Raw genomic sequence first — 21,410 nt, forward strand, 5'->3', positions numbered from 1 at the left:
TAAATTTTTTATACTCTATTATATACCCATACAGGTATAGGTTTTGAGTGTGTGATACATGAGGAAATTAAATAATAAATAATATGGAGGTTTGAAATGTGTCTAGAAAAATAGTTGTAGTAGGCGGAGTTGCGGGCGGAGCATCAGTGGCTGCAAGGCTTCGTCGTTTAAGTGAAGAAGATGAAATTATTATGGTGGAGCGCGGTGAGTATATTTCATTTGCAAATTGTGGATTACCATACTATATTGGCGGTGTCATTACAGAAAGACAAAAATTATTAGTACAAACTGTTAAAAGAATGTCGAAGCGTTTTAATTTAGATATACGTGTATTGAGTGAAGTAGTACAGATTAATAAAGAAGAGAAAACAATTACTATAAAGAATGTAACGACAAATGAAACATATAACGAGGAATATGATATTTTAATTCTTTCACCAGGGGCAAAACCAATTGTTCCACCTATTCCAGGTATTGAAGAAGCGAAGGCGTTATTTACGTTACGGAATGTACCTGATACAGATCGTATTAAAGTGTATATTGATGAGAAGAAACCACATCATGCGACGGTTATTGGTGGCGGATTTATTGGAGTGGAAATGGTTGAAAACTTAAGAGAACGAGGAATGGATGTTACTCTTGTAGAGATGGCGAATCAAGTGATGCCGCCAATCGACTATGAAATGGCAGCGTATGTGCATGAGCATATGAAAAATCACAATGTTGAGCTTGTTTTTGAAGATGGTGTAGATGCATTAGAAGAGGACGGGACTGTTGTACGTTTAAAAAGTGGTTCAATCATAGAGACAGATATGATTATTTTAGCAATTGGTGTACAACCAGAGAGTAGTTTAGCGAAAGATGCAGGATTAGCATTAGGAGTTAGAGGAACGATAAAAGTAAATGGAAAATTTCAAACATCGGATCCACATATATATGCAATTGGTGATGCGATTGAAGTGAAAGATTTTGTTACTGAAACAGAAACGATGATTCCTTTAGCGTGGCCGGCTAATCGTCAAGGTCGTATGTTAGCAGATATTATTCATGGACATACGGATTCTTTATATAAAGGTACGCTGGGAACTTCTGTAGCTAAAGTTTTTGATTTAACAGTTGCTTCGACGGGAGTAAATGAGAAAATATTAAAACGATTAAATATACCCTATGAGGTAGTACATGTACAGGCAAATTCGCATGCTGGATATTACCCGAATGCTACGCCAGTGCTAATAAAATTAATTTTTGATAAAGATGGCGGAAAAATTTATGGAGCGCAGGCGTTAGGACGTGACGGTGTAGATAAGCGTATCGATGTTATCGCAACGGCAATAAAAGCAAATTTAACTGTAATTGATTTGCCAGATTTGGAATTATCATATGCTCCGCCCTATTCTTCTGCAAAAGACCCAGTAAACATGGTAGGGTATGCGGCAAGTAATATAGTAGATGGTTTTGTGTACACAGTACAATGGCATGAGATAGATCGTATTGTTGAAAATGGTGGATATCTTATTGATGTTCGAGAGACTAATGAACTAAAACAAGGAATGATTAAAGGCTCTATTAATATTCCATTAGATGAATTACGTGATCGTTTAGATGAAGTGCCAGTGGATAAAGAAATATATATTACTTGTCAACTTGGTATGAGAGGGTATGTTGCAGCGCGCATGTTAATGGAAAAAGGATATAAGGTAAAGAATGTAGATGGTGGTTTTAAATTGTATGGGACAGTATTACCAGAACGTGTTGTATATTGATATTTTTTCATCTTCCACTTCAAAATTAGGTGGAAGATGAAAGCCTATAGATTAAGGTTTCATTTTGTGTTTTGTGAATATATAAGGTGGAAATTTAAAATAGGGGTTTACAAAATACCCTATAGGGTATAATATATTGTCATAAGTTATAAATGGTGACATAATGGTAATGAGGTGATTATACAATGGAATATAATCAAGATATGAAAAATAGATTGAAACGTATTGAAGGGCAAGTTCGTGGTGTGCTTCGTATGATGGAAGAAGGAAAAGATTGCCGAGAGGTTATTACACAGTTAACGGCATCTCGTTCTGCACTTGATCGTACAATTGGACTTGTTGTTGGAACGAACTTAGAGCAATGTTTGCGTGAACAGTTTGAAAGTGGTAATGGTTCAAATGAAGAGTTAATTAAAGAAGCTGTTCAATTACTTGTGAAAAGCCGATAATCTGTCAAACGTAAGTGTTGACAGATTTTCAAAAACATTTTATTATACCCCTACAGGTATGTGTATATAAGTTATGGAGGAATCGACTATGAGTATAAAAGTGGATATGAGTTTAGATTGTAAAGGTTTGGCTTGTCCGATGCCGATTGTGAAAACGAAGAAGGCGATGGAAGGGTTGACGCCAGGGCAAGTGATTGAAATTGAGGCAACAGATAAAGGGTCTACAGTAGACATACAAAGCTGGGCGAATAAAGTAGGGCATCAATATATCGGGACGAAACAAGAGGGTGATGTTTTGATGCATTATGTTAGGAAAGCACATGAGCATGAAGTGGATGAAGTAGTGAAGTATCCTCATACAATTACGAATGCGGAATTGCAAGATATAGTATTAAGTGGTGAAGAGTGTACTGTAGTAGATGTTCGTGAAGCGGCGGAATTCGCCTTTGGTCATATTCCATCGGCCATTTCGGTGCCATTAGGTGAACTAGCAAGCGCAGGATTAGATAAGACGAAACAAATTTATGTTGTTTGCCGAACTGGTAACCGTAGTGATGTAGCTTGCCAAATGTTGAAAGAGCAAGGTTATGCAAATGTGAAAAATGTCATTCCAGGTATGGTAGAGTGGCAAGGTAATATATAGAATTAAATTTTTTTAAATAAAAATATACCTCAGGGGGTAAGAAGATGAGCGTTAAATCATTACAAGCAAAAGATGTGGCAGAGAAAGTTTTATTCGGAGAGTTATTCATTTTAGATGTTCGTAATGAGAAGGATTATGAAGAATGGAAAATTGAAGGGAAACAAGTTTCTTCTATAAATAAACCATATTTTGATTTGTTAGATGGTGTAGATCATATTGTAAGTGAATTACCTAAAGATAAAGATGTTTTAGTAGTGTGTGCAAAAGAAGGGTCTTCTATATTTGTGGCAGAGCAATTAACAGAGGCTGGATTAGAAAATATTTATTATTTAGCTGGTGGTATGAAGGCTTGGAGTGAATATGTAAAGCCTATAAAAGTTGGAGATTTAAAAAATGGCGGAAGTATGTATCAGTTTAACCGCCTTGGAAAAGGCTGTTTATCTTATATGGTCGTTTCAAACGGTGAAGCAGCAGTTATTGATGCAGTAAGAACAGTTGAAGCATATGAAGAATTTGCGAAAGAGCATGATGTTACGATTACGAATGTAATGGATACACATTTACATGCAGACCATATTTCTGGAGGACGTAAGTTAGCGGAAAAAGTAGGTGGTACGTATTGGTTACCGCCAAAAGATGCGGAGGAAGTTGTTTTCGCATACGAACCGCTTGTAGAAGGATCTGTTATTACGGTGGGGGGTACTAAAATTGAAATTGACGCATTATACTCACCGGGTCATACGATTGGAAGTACATCATTTATTGTAGACGATTCCTATTTATTATCGGGCGATATTTTATTTGTAGATTCAATCGGGCGTCCAGATCTTGCTGGGAAGGCTGAAGATTGGGTAAGTGATTTACGTAATACTTTGTATAGCCGATATAAAGAACTATCTCAAAATTTAGTTGTGTTACCGGCTCATTATTCAAAAATAAGTGAAATGAACGAAAGTGGTATTGTTAGCGCAAAATTAAAAGATTTGTTTGCGTATAATGCAGGGTTAAATATTGAGGATGAGGTAGAGTTCCGTAAAACTGTAACAGAAAACTTACCACCTCAGCCAAATGCATATGAAGAAATCCGTCAAACAAATATGGGTAAAATTCATCCGAGTGTAGATGAAGAGCGTGAAATGGAGATTGGTCCAAATCGTTGTGCAGTGCACGAATAATGAAATAAATAAAAACTGGAGGAATAGATGATGAATGTAAAACAAGTATTAGATGCGAAAGATTTAGCATGTCCAATGCCGATTGTAAGAACGAAGAGAGCGATGGATACGTTACAAACTGGAGAAGTGTTAGAAGTACATGTAACGGATAAAGGGTCAGTTAAGGATATTCCAGCATGGGCAAATAAAAGTGGTCATGACATCGTAAAGCATGTAGAAGAAGCTGATGTGCTGAAGTTTTGGATTAAGAAGGCATAGTAGTTTTATAAATGTAGAGAGGTTGGTTATATGAACACAATATTAAGTACGCTTTTCATTGTACTTGCTGCATGGTTTGTTATTTCACGCTTTTTACCTGTGAAAGGTGTTCAAAATATAAACGGAAAAGAATTAAAAAGTATAGTAGGAAAACAAGGGAAGTACTTTATCGATGTTCGTACAGTAGGTGAATATACAGGAAATCATATGAAAGGATTTCAAAATATCCCGTTAAATGAGTTAGCTAGTAGAGCAAGTCAGTTAGATAAAAATAAGGAAGCAATCGTTATTTGTCAGAGCGGGATGAGAAGTAAGCAAGCAGCAAAAGTATTAAAGAAATTAGGATTTCAGCACGTTATTAATGTTTCAGGCGGGATGAATGGTTTGTGAGGAGAAAATTTAAAATGAAAGAAATGACAGCAAAAGAATTAGAAGAAAAATTGTTACGTAAAGAAGCAGTAAATATTATAGATGTACGTGAAGTAGAAGAAGTAGCTGAAGGGAAAATTCCAGAAGCATGTAATATTCCACTAGGGCTATTAGAATTTCGTATGCATGAGCTAAATAAAAAACAGGAATATATTATCGTTTGTCGTTCAGGCGGAAGAAGTGCAAGAGCCGTTCAGTTTTTAGAAAGTTATGGTTTTCAAGTGATCAATATGGTAGGTGGTATGTTAGCTTGGGAAGGTAAAGTCGTATAGTACAGAGGTAAATGATTTGAGCCTTTTTATAAACAATCAAATACCCCTATAGGTAATTGGAGGGAGAACAACATGGAACAACAGAAGAAAACAACAATCGTTTTATTTAGTGGAGATTATGATAAAGCGATGGCTGCTTATATTATTGCAAATGGTGCAGCTGCTTATGATCAAGAGGTTACTATTTTTCATACTTTCTGGGGATTAAATGCTTTAAGGAAAGATGAACATGTGAAGGTAAAGAAAACTTTTATCGAAAAAGTATTTGGAAAAATGATGCCGCGCGGAGCTGATAAGATGGGATTATCAAAAATGAATTTTGCCGGTATGGGACCAAAGATGATTAAAGGTATTATGAAAAAACATAATGCGATGCCTTTACCAGATTTAATGGATTTGGCGAAAGAACAGGGGATTAAACTTGTAGCTTGTCAAATGACAGTAGATTTATTAGGGTTAAAAGAGGAAGAGATTATGGAAGGGGTAGAGTTTGCAGGAGTAGGAGCTTATTTAGCAGATGCTTCAGATGGGAATGTGAACTTATTCATTTAAATCACCTTCTTTTTAGAAGGCGGGGGATATAAGGTGAGTTTAGTCGTATTACTTTTTATAATTGGGTTTATAGGATCATTTATATCGGGAATGGTTGGAATTGGCGGTGCGATTATTAATTACCCGATGATCCTATACATTCCGGTATTGCTAGGATTTACTGGTTATACGTCACATGAAGTGAGTGGTATTACAGCGGTGCAAGTATTCTTTGCAACTTTTGCAGGGGCATGGGCCTATCGAAAAAGTAATGATATGGATAAAACGCTAGTTGTGTATATGGGAGCTAGTATATTAATAGGAAGTTTCATAGGGAGTTTTGGTGCTAACGTATTGGAGGAACATACGGTAAATGTTGTTTATGCAGCATTAGCAACAATTGCTGCTATTATGATGTTCGTACCGAAACGTAATAATGGTAATGAAGTGAAATATAATAAATGGTTAGCAAGCTTGTTAGCTTTTATTGTAGGCGGAGCGTCAGGCATTATAGGTGCTGGAGGTTCGTTCCTTTTAGTTCCAATTATGCTAGTTATTTTAAAATTACCAATACGTACAACAATAGCGACATCTATTGCTATTACGTTTATTTCCTCAGTAGGGATTACAACTGGAAAAGTGATAACTGGGCAAGTAGTTGTAATTCCAGCTCTTATCATTGCGATTGCAAGTATCTTTGCTGCGCCGCTTGGAGCGCGAGTTGGGAAGAGGATCAATCAAAAAGCACTACAATATATGTTATCGATTTTGATTGTAGGCACTGCTGTTAAGATGTGGTTTGATATGATATCGAAATAAAAGGATGGCGCTGCTTGCAGCCCATCCTTTTATTTATCCCGCTATTTGAGGACAGGTTGATTATGCCCAAATAACTTTCATTAAGTTTTTATATTCGTCATTTGCTAATTTATATAGCATTCTCGTATGTTCAAAGACAAGTGCTGGATTAAAGTTTGGTTCTGAGAATGCAAGAGATGCTGAAATATCAATTGCATTTTGCTTGTTTAATGTGAATTTTGCAAATCGATAAGATGTGTTTAATTCATTGATAACGTGCAAAATATCATTTGTTGATGCTTCATTAGGTACGTGAGCAACATTGAAGCAGTATATATCTACAGTAGGATGTTCGTTTTGAAAAGCAGCGATAAGTTGAATTTTTGCTCCAGCTTCTGTCTCTAACCCTACTGAAAAATGAACAGAACCATCATTTTCATCTATATTTTCTTCCATGTATATATCGTTTGACTTTAAGTAGTCTTTAAAATCTGAGATGTTATGTTTTACTGCAGCTTTCATATGTATGAGCCCCCTGATAATTGGAATAGATTGCTACTATTTATTATAATTTAAAAATATTAAAAAAGATAGTTAGAAAGTTCTGATTTTTAATTATGGAGAAATAAAAAGAAGCAGTACTCTACCTCCATAGAGAACTGCTTCTTTTTTATTCATTGTCGTTAGACGATGTTTCTGTGTCTTCACTGCTATTTTTATTCTTATTTTTCACTTCATTGTTACTTGATTCGCGTTCACTTGAATTTTCAGACTTAGATTCTTTTGTTTTCTCTGTACTTGTTTTCTTCGAATCAGAGTCTGTTTTTGTATATGCAGGTAATCCAAGGTGAGTACGAAGTTGGTTTGTAACAGTTGCTAATTCTTTTTTATCTGGATTGTAGTAATACGTTCGGCCACCACCAGCAGATTTGCTACATGTATCGTCACCTTTTTCCATATAGCAGTCGTCACCTTGAATTTGTAATTTCTCAATTGAAGAATCAGCCCCATATTTATAGAATGAAAGCATATCATCGAATGTTAAGTTTGTAACGAATTGCCCGTTAATATCATCAATAATATTACCAACTTTTGTTACAGACCCAACGCTTGTTAGTTTCTTTAAAATTGCTTCAATAACGAGTTGTTGACGTTGTCCACGCATTGCATCACTATCGATGTGGCGCGTTCTAGCAAGAGCGAGAGCTTCTTCACTATTTAGCTTTTGAACACCTTTTTTCAGGTGAATTGCATCAGCATTATCATTACTATCTTGTTCAGTGAATTCAACTGGTACATCGACTTCAATACCGCCTAAATCATCTACAATTTTCATAAATGATTTGAAGTTAAACTTTACAAAGTAATCAACAGGAACATTTAGTAATTTTTCAACTGCATCAATACTTGCTTGTGGTCCACCATCTTTTCCGTTTTTAGTAGAACCGTATGCATGAGCGTGTGTAATTTTATCTTTTTTCTTTTCCACTGGAATATAAGTATATGTATCTCGTGGAATACTTAATAGTTTTACAGTTTTGCTATCTTTATTAAACGTTGCAAGTAATAGTGCATCCGTTCTTATAGCTTCACCGTATTCTTTCCCACGGACATCGCTTTCATCAACACCCATTACTAAGACAGAGACATTGTTCGTAATAGGTTTTACAGCTTTATCACGTAAATCAGATTTATCACCGCGTGCTAAATCGTGTGCGGCATTTCGAACAGCAGAAGATGCTTTATTTACTAAAAACCAAGTATAACCGCCACCTACTATTAAAAAGAATAGAATAACGCTTATAATAATTTTTATTTTTTTCTTACTATTTTTCGGTTTACTGCGTGTATTTTCTTGCAAAGATGGGTTTTGCTCCATTTCTTGTACTCCTTCATTTGAATTGAAATACGACACTCATATCCACTTATTATAATGAAATTTAGCGAAAAAAAACATTACAAATCATTTACATTTCGTAAAAATTCAATTTATTTATAAAAAGTCAGATTTTCTATATTTTATTTTTGAGATGTAGAATAAGTATAAGTTGTTTTAGTAGAAATGAAAATATGTATTATGAGAAAGTAATAGAGAAGTAAGATTTGTTGAAATATAGCCAAGAAGAAATGAGTAGCCGTATGTATATTTTCTATATAATAAAGAAGAATTTTACGGATAAAGGAGAAAGAGCATAATGAATCATACATCATTCCGAGCAATCGTTGTGAACGAAACAGAAAATAAGCAGTTTGTAAGAAACGTTGTCGAGAGAGAAGTAAGTAGTTTACCTGAGGGAGACGTATTAATACAGGTTCATTATTCTTCATTAAATTATAAAGATGCTCTTTCAGCCACAGGTAATAAAGGTGTTACGAGAACATATCCTCATACACCAGGAATTGATGCAGCAGGAGTAGTTGTGAGTAGTGAGGATGAAACTATTAAGCTAGGAGACCAAGTCATTGTAACGGGATATGATTTAGGTATGAATACTTCTGGTGGTTTCGGAGAGTATATTCGCGTGCCAGCATCTTGGATTATCTCTTTGCCAGAGGGAATGTCATTAAAGGAAAGTATGATGTACGGGACAGCAGGTTTTACAGCTGCTTTATCAGTATATAAGCTTATTAGAGCAGGAGTAACGCCTAGTATGGGCGATGTTTTAGTAACGGGGGCTACAGGCGGGGTAGGGAGTGTGGCTGTTAGTATTTTAAGTAGGTTAGGATATAACGTAGTAGGAGCGACAGGGAAAATGGAAGAGGAAGAGATGTTACTACGTTTAGGGGCGAAAAAGGTGATTCATCGCGCGGAATTGAATGATGAATCCGGAAGACCAATGCTTAAAGGAATATACGCCGGAGTTATCGATACTGTAGGTGGACATATGTTAGAAACAGCTTTGAAAACGGTAAAGTATGGTGGTTGTGTAACGACATGCGGTAATGTGGCCGGCCAGGAATTACAAACAACGGTATACCCGTTTATTTTGCGAGGTATAAGCCTTTTAGGGGTAGATTCTGTGCAATGCCCAGTGGATGTGAGAAGAGATGTATGGACACTCTTAGCAAGTGAATGGGAAAATAAAGAGTTACTATCTTATACAGAAGAATGTACATTAGAAGAGTTAGATGAGAAGTTTACACTTATATTGCAAGGAAAGTTAAAAGGAAGAACAATAGTAAATATGAAATGAAAAAGAGACGCTTACATTAGCGTCTCTTTCCTATTATAATGATTGTTTTAAATTGATTTTTCCTTGTTCACCTAAAACACCATCAGCAATATTTACAGCGTGATCACCGATACGCTCTAAGTTACTTACCATATCAACGAAGATGATACTTGCATCGCCAGAACAGCTACGTTCGTTTAGACGTAATACGTGACGTTTACGAAGAACACGTTCCATTTGATCGATTTTACGTTCTTTTGCAATAACCGTTTGTGCTAGTTCAGTATCGAAGTTTGTTAAAGCGTTGATTGCATCTTGTAATGTTGAAATTGTTAATTCAAGCATTTCATTTAATTCAGTTAGTGCTTCGTCTGATAGAGAAACACGATTTGAAATTTGGAAGTCTACAAGTTCTACAAGGTTTTCTACATGATCACCGACACGTTCAATATCTCCAACAACACCCGCTAGAACTGAATGCTTCTCAGAGTCTGTAGGTGAAAGCGGCTTTTCTGATAGTAAAACTAAATACTCGGTAATTTTTTTATCTAAATTGTTAATAGCTCCTTCTAATTGAGTAGCCATATCAGCGTGTTTTTTGTCTTGTGTGTTTAAAAATTGATTTGCTTCGTTTAATCCATGTAATGAAAACTCAGCCATACGGACAACTTCTTTTTGAACTTCTGTTAAAGCGATGGCTGGAGATTGTTCGATAAAGATTGGATTTAAATGTTGTGGTTTGAAATCAATAGCTGCATCTTCACCACGAATGATTTTTGTTACAATCCATGCTAATACAGCGATGAATGGGAACTGAATAATTGTATTCGTTACATTAAATGTTCCGTGTGCAAATGCGATTGTCATTTCTGGATTTAAGTTTAATGACGTTTGGAAATATTGAATTAAACTTGTAAAAGGTACTAATAAAATCGTAAAGATAATCGTACCGACGATATTAAAAATAACGTGAACTAATGCAGCACGTCTTGCAGCAATAGAAGTACCGATAGCTGCTAATACAGCTGTAATTGTCGTACCAATGTTATCACCAAATAATACAGGAAGAGAAGCTTGTAAATCGATTGCACCTTGACCGAATAGTTCTTGTAAAATACCGATTGTTGCGCTTGAACTTTGTACAATTAAAGTGAAAACTGTACCGACAACGATACCTAGAATTGGATTGTCACTCATGCTAACCATTAATTCTTGGAATGATTCTAAAGAGCGAAGAGGCTTCATACCTGTGCTCATTAATTCTAAACCGAAGAATAACATACCAAAACCGAATATAACTTGACCGAAAGAATGTACTTTTTTATTTTTAAAGAAGAATAATAAGATAGCTCCAACTGCCATAATTGGGAGAGCGTATTCTCCGATTTTAATTCCGATAATAAATGCAGTAACTGTCGTACCGATGTTCGCACCCATAATAACACCAATTGCTTGTCTTAATGTCATAAATCCGGCACTTACAAGTCCGACTGTTAAAGCGGTTGTTCCTGAACTTGATTGGATTAATACAGTAACTAACATACCTGCTAGTACACCCATAAGTGGGTTTGTTGTAAAGCGATCTAGAATATCGCGAAGACGATCTCCAGCTGCTTGTTGCAGTCCATCGCCCATGTATTTAATTCCGAATAAGAAAATACCTAATCCACCAATGAACTGGAAGATCATATCTTGAACATTGTATTCCACGCATTCCACTCCTTAAATTTCATGTACGATGTAATTATTAACTAAACCGTGAGCCACTGTAAACGATTTATCAGTAAAATTTACACTAAATTTACAAAGGGATGAAAAGTTTACAATTCTTTAAAGAAACAGCTGTATTTTATTGGTTTTTATCTTTTGTAAATCGTATTTTTGTAAAGAAATCACACTCTTTAGAATAGTGTTTTTCATTTGTATATGAAGGAAAGCGTCTGTGAGTTCATCGTATATTTTTTGATGAAAGGTAAAAAAATATGTAGGAAATGCATGTAGTTTTATAACAGCAAAATAAGGGAGAACCATTCTTTTGACACGATAAAAAAGCCGCTGAATTATCCAGCAGCTTTTTCCGTATTTTTATCACCATGCTTTTGTTTTCTTATACTTGTAATGTAAATGAAGAGGAAAGCAATAAGTAATAGAGAGGAATAGCGATATACCGTTGCGTAGTTTGTAAAATGTGCAATGAATCCAAAAATAATCGCGCCAGCACCAATTCCAAGGTCAAATGCTGAGAAGAATGTAGCTGTTGCAACGCCTCGTCGGTGCGGTGCTACTCGGTCGATCATCCATGCTTGTAGTGCAGGTTGAATCGCTCCGAAACCACTTCCGTAGCATGCTGCTGCAATAATTAAGCTTGGAATAGTAGTCGTATACGACAATAAAATAATACCTGTAAACGTAATAATAACTCCTGGAATTATAACGAATGAATGACCTTTCGCATCATATAACTTTCCAGAAAATGGACGAGTCACAGCGATTGCAAGTGCATTAAATAAGAAGAAGAGGCTTATATCAGCAATGCCGACTTCCGTAGCAAATAACGTAATAAAGCTTCCGATTCCTCCGTACATTAATGTAATACATAATATTAATAATGAAGGAAGTAAAGCTTTGCGCTCAATAAATCCATCGAGAAAGGTACCGGATGTTTGCTTCGGTGGTTGTGGCGATTTTTTGATTTGAAGTAGTTTCGTTAATATTAATGAAACAATTGTACAGGAAAGTGCACATAAAAAAAGAATCGTGAAGTTATATGTTTGCATAAGCCAAAGTCCGATCAGTGGACCGAGCGCCATTGCAATTGTTCCAGAAAGTCCGAAATATCCCATGCCCTCACCGCGGCGAGCTTGCGGAATTAAATCTGAAACGACAGTTCCGTATGTAGTCGTTGTAATACCAAAACCAGCTCCATGTAAAATTCGAACGGCAAGCAATAGGAAAACAGTTGAAGCGAAAAGATAACTACCCATAGCGAGTAAACAAATAGCAGTGCCAATCATTAAAATGATTTTTTTATTGAATTTCTGCAAGGCGTTCCCAGTTAGCGGTCTAACAAAAAGTGCTGCAACGGTAAACATACCGACAACAAATCCGATATTGGAACTTGTGCCGCCAATTTCTTTCACATAAACAGGTAAAGTCGGAATTAACATTTGAAACCCTAAAAACATACATAAGTTTGCCAGAATTAGCGCGAAAAACTCTTTCGTCCATAACGGTTCTCGTTTTACGAGTATTGCTTCTCCCATATATTCATCCCCTATATAAAAAAATTCTCTTTTCTTTCGAGTATATGTATTGGTCAATGTAACAGTCAAGGAAGGTGCCTTGAAAACGTACAACAATTTTCGAGGTAAAAAAACTGACAAATTTGTGGAAAGACTACACAACTATGAAAAAAAGATGTAAAGTATAGATGTATAGACTAGTAATTATTATGAATGATAGAAATTATTTTTTCTTTAACGAAAGCGGATTCAAAGGATAGTGGAAGAGAAGGGGATATATACTTTTTCGCTACATATATTTGAAAAGGTTTACAATATGATGAAGAAAGAGGCGTGTACATATGAGACGATTAGGTATTTCTATTTATCCAGAACATTCAACAGTAGAGAAAGACAAGGAGTATTTAACATTAGCAAGTAAATACGGATTTAATCGTGTATTTACATGTTTATTATCTGTAGATGGTGAAAAAGAGAAAATTATAGAAGAGTTTAAAGAAACGATCTCTCATGCAAATGCATTAGGTTTCCAAGTGTTAGTTGATATTAGTCCAGCTGTTTTTGAACAACTAGGTATTTCGTATAATGATTTATCGTTCTTCCATGAACTAGGTGCGTACGGTATTCGTTTAGATGTTGGATTCTCTGGTTTAGAAGAATCGATTATGACTTACAATCCATACGGCTTAAAAATTGAGATTAATATGAGTAACGGTACGAAGTATGTAGATAATATTATGAGCCATAGACCAAATCGCGAAAATTTAATTGGTTGCCATAATTTTTATCCGCATCGTTATTCAGGATTATCATACGATCATTTTATTAAATGCTCGAAACAATTTAAAGATTACGGTATGAGAACGGCTACTTTTATTTCATCATTTGATGCCACATATGGACCTTGGCCAGTAACAGAAGGATTATGTACGTTAGAGAAGCATCGTGAATTACCAATGACAACACAAGCGAAGCATTTATTTGCGACGGAATTAATTGATGATGTTATTATTGCGAATGCATATGCGTCAGAAGAAGAATTAGAGGAACTAGGTGCATTAAATAAAGAGAAACAAACATTTGATATAGAGTTATATGATACAACGACAGAACTAGAAAGAATTATCGTATTAGACGAACCTCATTTTTATCGCGGGGATGTATCTGAATATATGATTCGCTCGACACAAAGCCGTGTGAAATATAAAAAAGAAGAGTTTAAACCTCATAATACGCGCGAAATTAAGCGTGGCGATCTTTTAATTGATAATGAGCAATATGGTCAATATAAAGGCGAATTACAAATTGCATTAAAAGACATGGTGAATACAGGAAAAACAAATGTAGTTGGCCGAATTGTGGAAGAGGAAATTTTCTTATTAGATTATTTACAAGCATGGGATAAATTCGGATTTACATTAAAGAAATAGATAAAATAAAAGGGAAAAACTACTGACTTCAGCAGCTTTTTCCCTTTTATATATATAGAGTGAGAGGAAGAGCTATGACAAAGGTGCATCAGCGATTAATTTCTATTTTAGAAGAGTTTTTAGAAGAGAAATCGATGTTAAATCGAGCTTTTTTAGCAAGCCGTTTACATGTATCAACGAAGACGATTCAAAAAGATATAAAATTATTAAATGATATATTGGTAGAAAACGGAGCGAAAATTGAATCGCAAAGAGGGACTGGATACGAACTAGAAATTATACAAACGAAGAAGTTTGAAGAGTTTTGCATGAGTCTATTTCAAAAGCAGACGGAAAAGATCCCATCTTCTTATGAAGAAAGGGTAGCTTACATTCTGCAACGTATTTTAACGACAGAGGGATATGTGAAGCTTTCACAGTTAGCAGAGGAGATTTATGTGAGTAAATCGACTGTGAATTTAATTATGAAAGATGTTACAGATATATGTGGTCGCTATAAACTGCAAATTGAAAAGAGACCGTATTATGGTATACGTATTGTGGGTGAGGAGTTTCATATTCGTTCTTGTTTATCACAATATGGTTTACCGCGTTATGACCATACTCCGTTTCATGAGCAATTTGAGCAGAGTGATACATATTTATCGTTACCTCATATACCGCTTATCCGTTCGGTTATATTAAAGTATATTGAGGGAGGGACGATATATTTATCAGATATAGAAATTGATAATTTAGTTATTCATATTGCAATCGCATTAAAGCGTTGTGAGGATCAGCATTATATGAAAGGGCTGAATAAGGAGCAAGCTGAACTTATAATAAAGAAAGAATATGCAATTGCGAAACAGATTGTAGGGGATTTAGAGAAAGAGTTGCATCTTTCATTTCCAGAAGAAGAAGTTTTATATGTGACAATGCATTTATTAAGCACTGCTGTTACAGCAAAAGATCGTTATGAAAATGTGGAAGAACTATTAGGGAAAGATCTATATGCATTCATGCAACATATTCTTTTTAAAGTAGCAGAAGAACGGAATCTTATTTTTTATTATGATGAAGAATTATTATTTGGATTTGGTGTTCATTTAAAAACGTTATTAAACCGTTTGAAGTATAAGTTAAATACGAGAAATCCTCTTTTGGCAGAAGTAAAAAAGAATTATCCGTATGCTTTTGAAATTGCGGTTCTCGTTGGAGATATAATTGGTGAATATACAGGTGAGTCGATTCCGGAAAGTGAAATTGGTTATATTGCGATTCATTTCGGTGGAGCGATGAGCCGTTTACAGGAACAGAATCAAAAGAAAAGATGCTTATTAGTTTGTGCGACTGGTCAAGGAAGCGCCCAGCTATTGAAATATAAAATTTTATCACAGTTCCGAGATAAATTAGAGATTGTAGGTATTACAGGTTATTATCAATTGAAAGTAGAAGAACTTTATAAAGATAAAATAGATTGTATTATTAGTACAATTCATATACCGAGTGGTTTGCCTGTGCCGGTTATAAAAGTGAACTCAATATTTGATGATAAAGAGATTAAATCGATTGGTCAGCAGTTGTTTACGCATGTGAATAATAGTGTACAGCAATATATTAAGAAAGATTTAATCTTTTTAAATCATAGTGCTTCTACGAAAGAAGAGGTAATTCAGTTTTTATGTGAGAAAGCTGCTGAGAAAAACTATGTACCAGAAAACTTTTATGGTTCTGTTATGGAAAGAGAAAATACATCTCCGACAGCGGTTGGGAATTTAGTTGCGATTCCTCATCCGATGCAGTTATTAAGTGCGGAAACATTTTTGATGTTTTGTACACTTGAAAAGGCTGTTGATTGGGGAGATAAAAAAGTACAACTAATTATTTTATTTAGTGTAAAGCGCAATAATAATGAAGATTTACAACGGCTTTATGATTTTTTATATGATATTATGTCTAGTCAAAGTACGATAGAGAAACTAACTCAAACTGAAGGTATTGAAGATTTTCAAGAGATTTTACTATTGGTTTAAAAAAGTATATAAAAACTTCCGTTACATAACGGAAGTTTTTTATGTTTAATTGTATGCGTTTTCATAATAAGATAAAAATATAGAAAAAAGATAGCTTGGGGGAATTTAAAATGACTGATATGCAAACTCCATTTGCGTTAATTTTACATGGTGGCAACGCGAGAAGCGCATCGCTTGAAGCAATTGCTTTTGCAAGACAAGGAGATTTTGAGAATGCGAGTGAAAAGATGAAACTTGCTAGTGAAGAAATTTCAGCAGCTCATCGTATTCAGACGGATTTAATTCAAGAGGAAGCAAGAGGAAATCATGCAGAAATAAGTTTACTGTTAGTGCATGCACAAGATCATTTAATGAATGCAATTACAGTGAAAGAACTTGCGGAAGAATTTATTACTCTTCATAAACGAGTGGAAGAGAAAGTGACAGTATAAGATGTACATTTTATTATGTTGTGCAGCAGGTATGTCAACGAGTATGGTCGTAAGAAAAATGCAAGAAGAAGCAAAGAAGCAAGGAAAGAATTATAAAATTAAGGCGGTTGATTCAGAACTAGTGAAGCTTGAAATTAAGGAAGCTGATGTCGTTTTAATCGGTCCGCAAGTGAAATATTTATTTCCAGCGGTAGAGTTTCTTGCAAATTCATATAATATACCAGTTGCGATTATAGAACAACGAGATTATGGCATGTGTGATGGTTTGAAAGTGCTTAAGCAAGCAGAACAATTAGTTTTAGCATAATTATATTTTTTTAAATATAAACATTATAATGTTATAACTTTATTTTGTTCTTTCGTAGAAAAGAGAAAGAGGAGGGGTATTGATGAATGGATTTATGAGTTTTATGGAACAAAAGATTATGCCAACAACGCAAAAGATTGCGGGACAGCGACATTTATTAGCAATTCGAAACGGGGTTATTTCTACATTACCGTTAACGATTGTCGGATCATTTTTCGTTATCTTTTTAAATTTACCGATTGATGCATATATGGAGTGGATTGCACCGTTTCGTCATATTTTAGATATTCCATTCCGATTTACAGTAGGATTAATGGCATTATACGCAGCATTTGGGGTAGGGGCTTCGCTCGCCAACTTTTATCAGCTCAATCAATTAAGTGCAGGATTATTATCCGTACTCGCCTTTTTACTAGCATCGGTTGAACCAATTCAAATCACGAAAGCTGTGCCAGGTGTTATTGATGCAGGTAGATATATTTCAGTAGGAACATTAAGTGCAACATCTTTATTCGGCGCAATTGTTACAGCATTAATTGCAGTAGAAATTTATCACTTTATGATTAAGCATAATATCTCGATTAAATTACCAGATAGTGTACCACCAGCAGTTGCAAACTCGTTTGCAGCATTAATTCCAACTCTAGTCGTTATTCTTTTATTCTGGGGCATTCGTTACGGTTTAAAATTTGATGTAAATACAACGATCACATATTTAATCGCACCATTAAAATCAGTATTAGTAGGAAATAATTTATTCGGCGGTTTATTAACAGTATTCTTAATCGTGTTCTTCTGGTCATTCGGTATACATGGACCAGCGATTTTAGGACCAATCATTCGTCCGATGTGGGATTCAGCAATTCTTGAAAATATGGAAGTATTCACAGCTACAGGAAATGCACATCAGTTACCAAACTTATTTACAGAGCAATTTATTCAATGGTTCGTATGGATCGGTGGATCAGGTTCAACGTTAGCTTTAGTAATTATGTTTATGTTCTCTAAATCTAAGTTCCTAAAAGAGTTAGGTAGATTATCATTTGTACCAGGTTTATTCAATATTAACGAGCCGATTATTTTCGGGGCACCAATTGTAATGAACCCAATCTTAATTATTCCGTTCGTTATTACACCGTTAGTGACAACGACAGTATCATATTTCGCAGTTGTTTCAGGTATGATTCCGATGATGATGGCGAAGTTGCCATTTACGATGTTAGCACCAATTGCAGCGATTATTAGTACGGACTGGACAATTATGGCTGGTGTACTTGTACTTGTTAACTTTGTTATCTCATTCGTTATTTACTATCCATTCTTCAAAATGTATGAGAAACAACAATTAGCAGGAGAGGAGAAAACAGAATGCTCGGAGCAATTATCATCTTAATTACATTTGTAGCGGGACAGTGTATCGCACATTATTCAAAATGGGTACAAAGTAAATCGTTATTAGTGTTACTACTCGTATCAATTTTATTTATCGGTAGTTCAATGGGTGCCTATGTAATGCTAAGCTTACAATCACCGTACGTTATCATCGTACCAACGATTTTATGTGCAACATGTTTATCTGCAAAATATAGATTTACGAGCATGGCATTAATACAACGTGTGAAGGAGATGCAAAAGCATGGAGCGTAAATTAGGAATTTCACTTTATCCAGAGCATTCAACGAAAGAAAAAGATATGGCATACATTTCGGCAGCGGCACGCCACGGTTTTTCAAGAATATTTACATGTCTATTATCTGTGAATCGTCCGAAAGAAGAAATTGTAGCTGAATTTAAAGAAATTATTAATCATGCAAAAGATAACAATATGGAAGTTATTTTAGATGTAGCTCCAGCTGTCTTTGATCAGCTCGGTATTAGTTATAGTGATCTATCATTTTTCGCAGAGTTAGGTGCAGATGGTATTCGTTTAGATTTAGGATTTGACGGATTAACAGAAGCGAAAATGACGAATAATCCGTATGGTTTAAAAATTGAGCTAAATGTAAGTAACGATATTGCGTATTTAGAAAATATTCTTTCGCATCAAGCGAATAAGCCAGCTTTAATTGGTTGTCATAACTTCTATCCGCAAAAATTTACTGGACTTCCGTATGACTATTTCATTCGCTGTAGTGAACGCTTTAAAAAACATGGTATTCGCACAGCAGCATTTATTACGTCACATGCAGCTAACATCGGTCCATGGGATATTAACGACGGATTATGTACGTTAGAAGGGCATCGTAATTTACCAATTGAAGTACAAGCGAAACATTTATGGGCAACAGGGCTAATTGATGATGTGATTATCGGAAATGCTTATGCAAGTGAAGAAGAGTTAGAGAAACTAGGAAACTTAAATCGTTACATGTTACAGCTAAAAGTAAACTTTGTAGACGAAGCGACTGAAGTAGAGAAGAGAGCGACACTGCAAGAATTACACGTAAGACGTGGTGACATAACAGAATATATGGTACGTTCTACAGAAGTACGTAAAAGATACAAAGACTATGACTTCCCGGTGCGCGAAAGTGTACTACAGGAAAGAGGGCAAGTTGTAATTGGTAACAACTCATTTGGTAAGTATAAAGGCGAACTACAAATCATTCTAAAAGAAATGCCGATAGATGAACGGAAAAATATCGTCGGCACAATAGCGGAAGAAGAGTTATTCTTACTAGATTATGTAGGAGCTTGGACACAGTTTACTTGTGTGGAATAGGGAAGTATAGGGGGCTGTCCGAATTTTGGGCAGCCTTTTTATCATAAAGTACTTTGTAATGTCAAAGTTTGTCGGTAAATCGATATCCCTTGTCGAATAGTTGATATATTATAAGTTACGATAGATATATTCGAAAAATCGTTGATATATTGTAGGTTACGATAGATATATTTGAAAAATCATTGATATAATTTCAGGTAGAAGTATATTTTCCTTTAGAAGGAATGCAAAAAGAGTCAGCCTCAATGAGACTGACTCTTTTTTATATGGTAACTAGTTTAATACTTTAACTGTAACTGTTTTACGTCCCCAGTTACTTGATGTGCCTTTATCAGGCATTAAAACATCAATTTTATTTCCTTTAATAGCTCCACCAGTATCACCAGCGATTGCTACTCCGTAACCTTCAACCCATACTTTTGAACCTAATGGAATGACACTTGGATCAACTGCGATTAGTTTCATGTTTGGATTAGCTGTTAGGTTGTGACCTAAAGCTGATTTTACTTGGTCGCCTGCTTTATAACCATTTTCAAGTGGATCTGCTGTGTAAGCTGTTGCTACAACGCGTAACTCACGAGAAGATGATGGTGCACTTGTTTCAGTTTCTTTTGCAACAGGTTGTTGTGTAGCTGGTTTTTGAGTTTTAGCCGCTTCACGAGCTTTAGCTGCCTCTTGAGCTTTAACTTCTGCTTGAGCTTCAGCTTCTGCCTGAGCTTTAGCTGCTTCACGAGCTTTAGCTGCTTCTTGAGCTTTAGCCGCTGCTTGAGCCTCAGCTGCTTCTTGAGCTTTAGCTGCTTCACGAGCTTTAGCTGCCTCTTGAGCTTTAACTTCTGCTTGAGCTTCAGCTTCTGCCTGAGCTTTAGCTTCTGCTTGAGCTGAAGCTACTTCACGAGCTTTAGCTGCTTCTTGAGCTTTAGCCGCTGCTTGAGCTTCAGCTGCTTCACGAGCTTCAGTTGCTGCCTGAGCTTTAGCTTTTGCTTGAGTTTCAGCTACTTCACCAGCTTTAACTGCTTCACGAACTTTAGCTGTATCTTGAACTTTAGTTGTTTTTTCAGCTTTAACTACTGGCTGTACTTTAATTGGAGCTTTACCTGTTAAGTAAGGAACATGAACATAAGCTGTTTTTCCGTTATATTCAAATTGGATCCAATCATTTTCAACTTGGTGTGTTGTTTCAATTACATCATCTTGTTTCAATTTACCAAGAATTTCTGAGTCTGTGTTTGCACCAGCACGTACGTTTAATACGTTTGCTGTTACGTAGTAAGTGTCTTTTGTGTAGTCAGCGCTAATGAAAGCTTCTTTACCGCTATTCAATTTCACTTTTGACCATCCGTTTTCTGTATGTAAAACGTTAACTTTATATCCATCTAATAATTTTCCTACAACTTTTGATTCAGTAGTTGGGTTTTCTCGTACATTTAGTACATCAGTCGTTACGATTGTTTCTGCTTTAGCAGATGTTGTGAAAATCCCAAGACCAAAAACCGCTGCTGTTGCTATACCCATAAATTTTTTCATAATAGCCTCCATTGCATTTGTTTTCGTTGACCTCATTATAGCAACCATTATTTTCTTATTTGCGAAAAACATCGAATTACAAAGCTTTCGTAACGGGGCTTTAATATTCTGTAATAATTCCAGTAATATCCTAAAAGCGCTTTCTTATAGTTTTTAGGGGAGGTTTGAGCATGTTATACATAAAATGGATGGTATTTCAATTTCTAATAGGTTAATAGTGTTTCTGTAGTGTTACATAAATATTTCTT

22 protein-coding genes are annotated in these 21,410 nt (G+C 35.4%); 17 read left to right on the forward strand and 5 right to left on the reverse strand.

Annotated elements, in window-relative coordinates; genetic code table 11:
* Positions 1-98: 98 nt before the first annotated feature.
* The 9 genes from cdr to ACQVV1_RS09630 all read left to right on the forward strand — a co-directional run bounded on the left by cdr (position 99) and on the right by ACQVV1_RS09630 (position 6,339).
* Entirely contained in the window at positions 99-1,763 is a 1,665-nt protein-coding gene (cdr, locus tag ACQVV1_RS09590) for a CoA-disulfide reductase (protein ID WP_242255834.1), read from the forward strand.
* 185 nt (positions 1,764-1,948) lie between these two features.
* Positions 1,949-2,212 carry a metal-sensitive transcriptional regulator gene (locus tag ACQVV1_RS09595; protein WP_000456206.1) on the forward strand — a complete coding sequence of 88 codons (264 nt, stop codon included), beginning with the start codon at positions 1,949-1,951 and terminating at the stop codon, positions 2,210-2,212.
* A gap of 88 nt (positions 2,213-2,300) precedes the next feature.
* Positions 2,301-2,855 carry a sulfurtransferase TusA family protein gene (locus ACQVV1_RS09600; protein WP_431168802.1) on the forward strand — a complete coding sequence of 185 codons (555 nt, stop codon included), beginning with the start codon at positions 2,301-2,303 and terminating at the stop codon, positions 2,853-2,855.
* A 44-nt stretch (positions 2,856-2,899) separates the two neighbouring features.
* Positions 2,900-4,030, forward strand: a complete 1,131-nt coding sequence (locus tag ACQVV1_RS09605; RefSeq protein WP_242255838.1) for an MBL fold metallo-hydrolase — start codon at positions 2,900-2,902, stop codon at positions 4,028-4,030.
* 27 nt (positions 4,031-4,057) lie between these two features.
* Entirely contained in the window at positions 4,058-4,288 is a 231-nt protein-coding gene (locus ACQVV1_RS09610; protein ID WP_063223711.1) for a sulfurtransferase TusA family protein, read from the forward strand.
* A gap of 30 nt (positions 4,289-4,318) precedes the next feature.
* On the forward strand, positions 4,319-4,678 hold the full coding sequence (locus ACQVV1_RS09615) for a rhodanese-like domain-containing protein (protein WP_242255839.1): 360 nt from the start codon (positions 4,319-4,321) through the stop codon (positions 4,676-4,678).
* Between the two features lie 14 nt (positions 4,679-4,692).
* Positions 4,693-4,989 carry a rhodanese-like domain-containing protein gene (locus tag ACQVV1_RS09620; RefSeq protein ID WP_063223713.1) on the forward strand — a complete coding sequence of 99 codons (297 nt, stop codon included), beginning with the start codon at positions 4,693-4,695 and terminating at the stop codon, positions 4,987-4,989.
* Positions 4,990-5,061: 72 nt separating this feature from the next.
* Positions 5,062-5,541: a DsrE/DsrF/DrsH-like family protein gene (locus tag ACQVV1_RS09625; RefSeq protein ID WP_000437730.1), complete on the forward strand. Its 480-nt coding sequence runs from the start codon at positions 5,062-5,064 to the stop codon at positions 5,539-5,541.
* Between the two features lie 33 nt (positions 5,542-5,574).
* A complete protein-coding gene (locus ACQVV1_RS09630) occupies positions 5,575-6,339 on the forward strand; it encodes a sulfite exporter TauE/SafE family protein (RefSeq protein ID WP_242255840.1) in 765 nt (254 codons plus the stop codon).
* A gap of 60 nt (positions 6,340-6,399) precedes the next feature.
* Here the strand turns inward: ACQVV1_RS09630 and ACQVV1_RS09635 are convergent, their stop codons facing one another.
* Both ACQVV1_RS09635 and ACQVV1_RS09640 read right to left on the reverse strand, forming a co-directional pair.
* On the reverse strand, positions 6,400-6,840 hold the full coding sequence (locus ACQVV1_RS09635) for a hypothetical protein (protein WP_016089221.1): 441 nt from the start codon (positions 6,838-6,840) through the stop codon (positions 6,400-6,402).
* 148 nt (positions 6,841-6,988) lie between these two features.
* Positions 6,989-8,197, reverse strand: a complete 1,209-nt coding sequence (locus ACQVV1_RS09640; RefSeq protein WP_242255842.1) for an LCP family protein — start codon at positions 8,195-8,197, stop codon at positions 6,989-6,991.
* A 316-nt stretch (positions 8,198-8,513) separates the two neighbouring features.
* Between ACQVV1_RS09640 and ACQVV1_RS09645 the strand changes: the two genes are divergently transcribed.
* The gene (locus ACQVV1_RS09645) at positions 8,514-9,512 is read left to right on the forward strand and encodes a YhdH/YhfP family quinone oxidoreductase (RefSeq protein ID WP_309259745.1); all 999 of its coding nucleotides are present in this window, start codon (positions 8,514-8,516) and stop codon (positions 9,510-9,512) included.
* A gap of 33 nt (positions 9,513-9,545) precedes the next feature.
* Here ACQVV1_RS09645 and ACQVV1_RS09650 read toward each other — a convergent pair whose 3' ends face one another.
* On the reverse strand, positions 9,546-11,201 hold the full coding sequence (locus ACQVV1_RS09650; RefSeq protein ID WP_242255844.1) for a Na/Pi cotransporter family protein: 1,656 nt from the start codon (positions 11,199-11,201) through the stop codon (positions 9,546-9,548).
* Positions 11,202-11,551: 350 nt separating this feature from the next.
* Positions 11,552-12,754, reverse strand: a complete 1,203-nt coding sequence (locus tag ACQVV1_RS09655; protein WP_242255846.1) for an MFS transporter — start codon at positions 12,752-12,754, stop codon at positions 11,552-11,554.
* 320 nt (positions 12,755-13,074) lie between these two features.
* On the opposite strand from ACQVV1_RS09655, the gene ACQVV1_RS09660 reads away from it, so the two are divergent.
* The 7 genes from ACQVV1_RS09660 (at position 13,075) to ACQVV1_RS09690 (ending at position 19,638) form a co-directional block, all read left to right on the forward strand.
* Positions 13,075-14,163, forward strand: coding sequence for a DUF871 domain-containing protein (locus ACQVV1_RS09660; RefSeq protein WP_309259746.1), 1,089 nt, complete (start codon positions 13,075-13,077; stop codon positions 14,161-14,163).
* Between the two features lie 74 nt (positions 14,164-14,237).
* Positions 14,238-16,178, forward strand: a complete 1,941-nt coding sequence (locus ACQVV1_RS09665) for a BglG family transcription antiterminator (RefSeq protein WP_242255850.1) — start codon at positions 14,238-14,240, stop codon at positions 16,176-16,178.
* Positions 16,179-16,288: 110 nt separating this feature from the next.
* On the forward strand, positions 16,289-16,609 hold the full coding sequence (locus ACQVV1_RS09670) for a PTS lactose/cellobiose transporter subunit IIA (RefSeq protein WP_199677941.1): 321 nt from the start codon (positions 16,289-16,291) through the stop codon (positions 16,607-16,609).
* A 1-nt stretch (position 16,610) separates the two neighbouring features.
* Positions 16,611-16,916 carry a PTS sugar transporter subunit IIB gene (locus tag ACQVV1_RS09675; RefSeq protein WP_242255852.1) on the forward strand — a complete coding sequence of 102 codons (306 nt, stop codon included), beginning with the start codon at positions 16,611-16,613 and terminating at the stop codon, positions 16,914-16,916.
* A gap of 82 nt (positions 16,917-16,998) precedes the next feature.
* The gene (locus ACQVV1_RS09680; protein WP_071747814.1) at positions 16,999-18,309 is read left to right on the forward strand and encodes a PTS sugar transporter subunit IIC; all 1,311 of its coding nucleotides are present in this window, start codon (positions 16,999-17,001) and stop codon (positions 18,307-18,309) included.
* Positions 18,285-18,563 carry a hypothetical protein gene (locus ACQVV1_RS09685; RefSeq protein ID WP_151631572.1) on the forward strand — a complete coding sequence of 93 codons (279 nt, stop codon included), beginning with the start codon at positions 18,285-18,287 and terminating at the stop codon, positions 18,561-18,563. The genes ACQVV1_RS09680 and ACQVV1_RS09685 overlap by 25 nt, the downstream gene beginning before the upstream one ends.
* Positions 18,553-19,638, forward strand: a complete 1,086-nt coding sequence (locus ACQVV1_RS09690; RefSeq protein ID WP_242255854.1) for a DUF871 domain-containing protein — start codon at positions 18,553-18,555, stop codon at positions 19,636-19,638. Before ACQVV1_RS09685 ends, ACQVV1_RS09690 begins: the two co-directional genes overlap by 11 nt.
* A 273-nt stretch (positions 19,639-19,911) precedes the next feature.
* Here the strand turns inward: ACQVV1_RS09690 and entC are convergent, their stop codons facing one another.
* The gene (gene entC / locus ACQVV1_RS09695; RefSeq protein WP_431168901.1) at positions 19,912-21,285 is read right to left on the reverse strand and encodes a cell wall-binding protein EntC; all 1,374 of its coding nucleotides are present in this window, start codon (positions 21,283-21,285) and stop codon (positions 19,912-19,914) included.
* Positions 21,286-21,410: the final 125 nt, after the last annotated feature.

It is taken from the genome of Bacillus basilensis (assembly GCF_050630465.1).
GTDB classification, from domain to species: Bacteria; Bacillota; Bacilli; order Bacillales; family Bacillaceae_G; genus Bacillus_A; species Bacillus_A basilensis.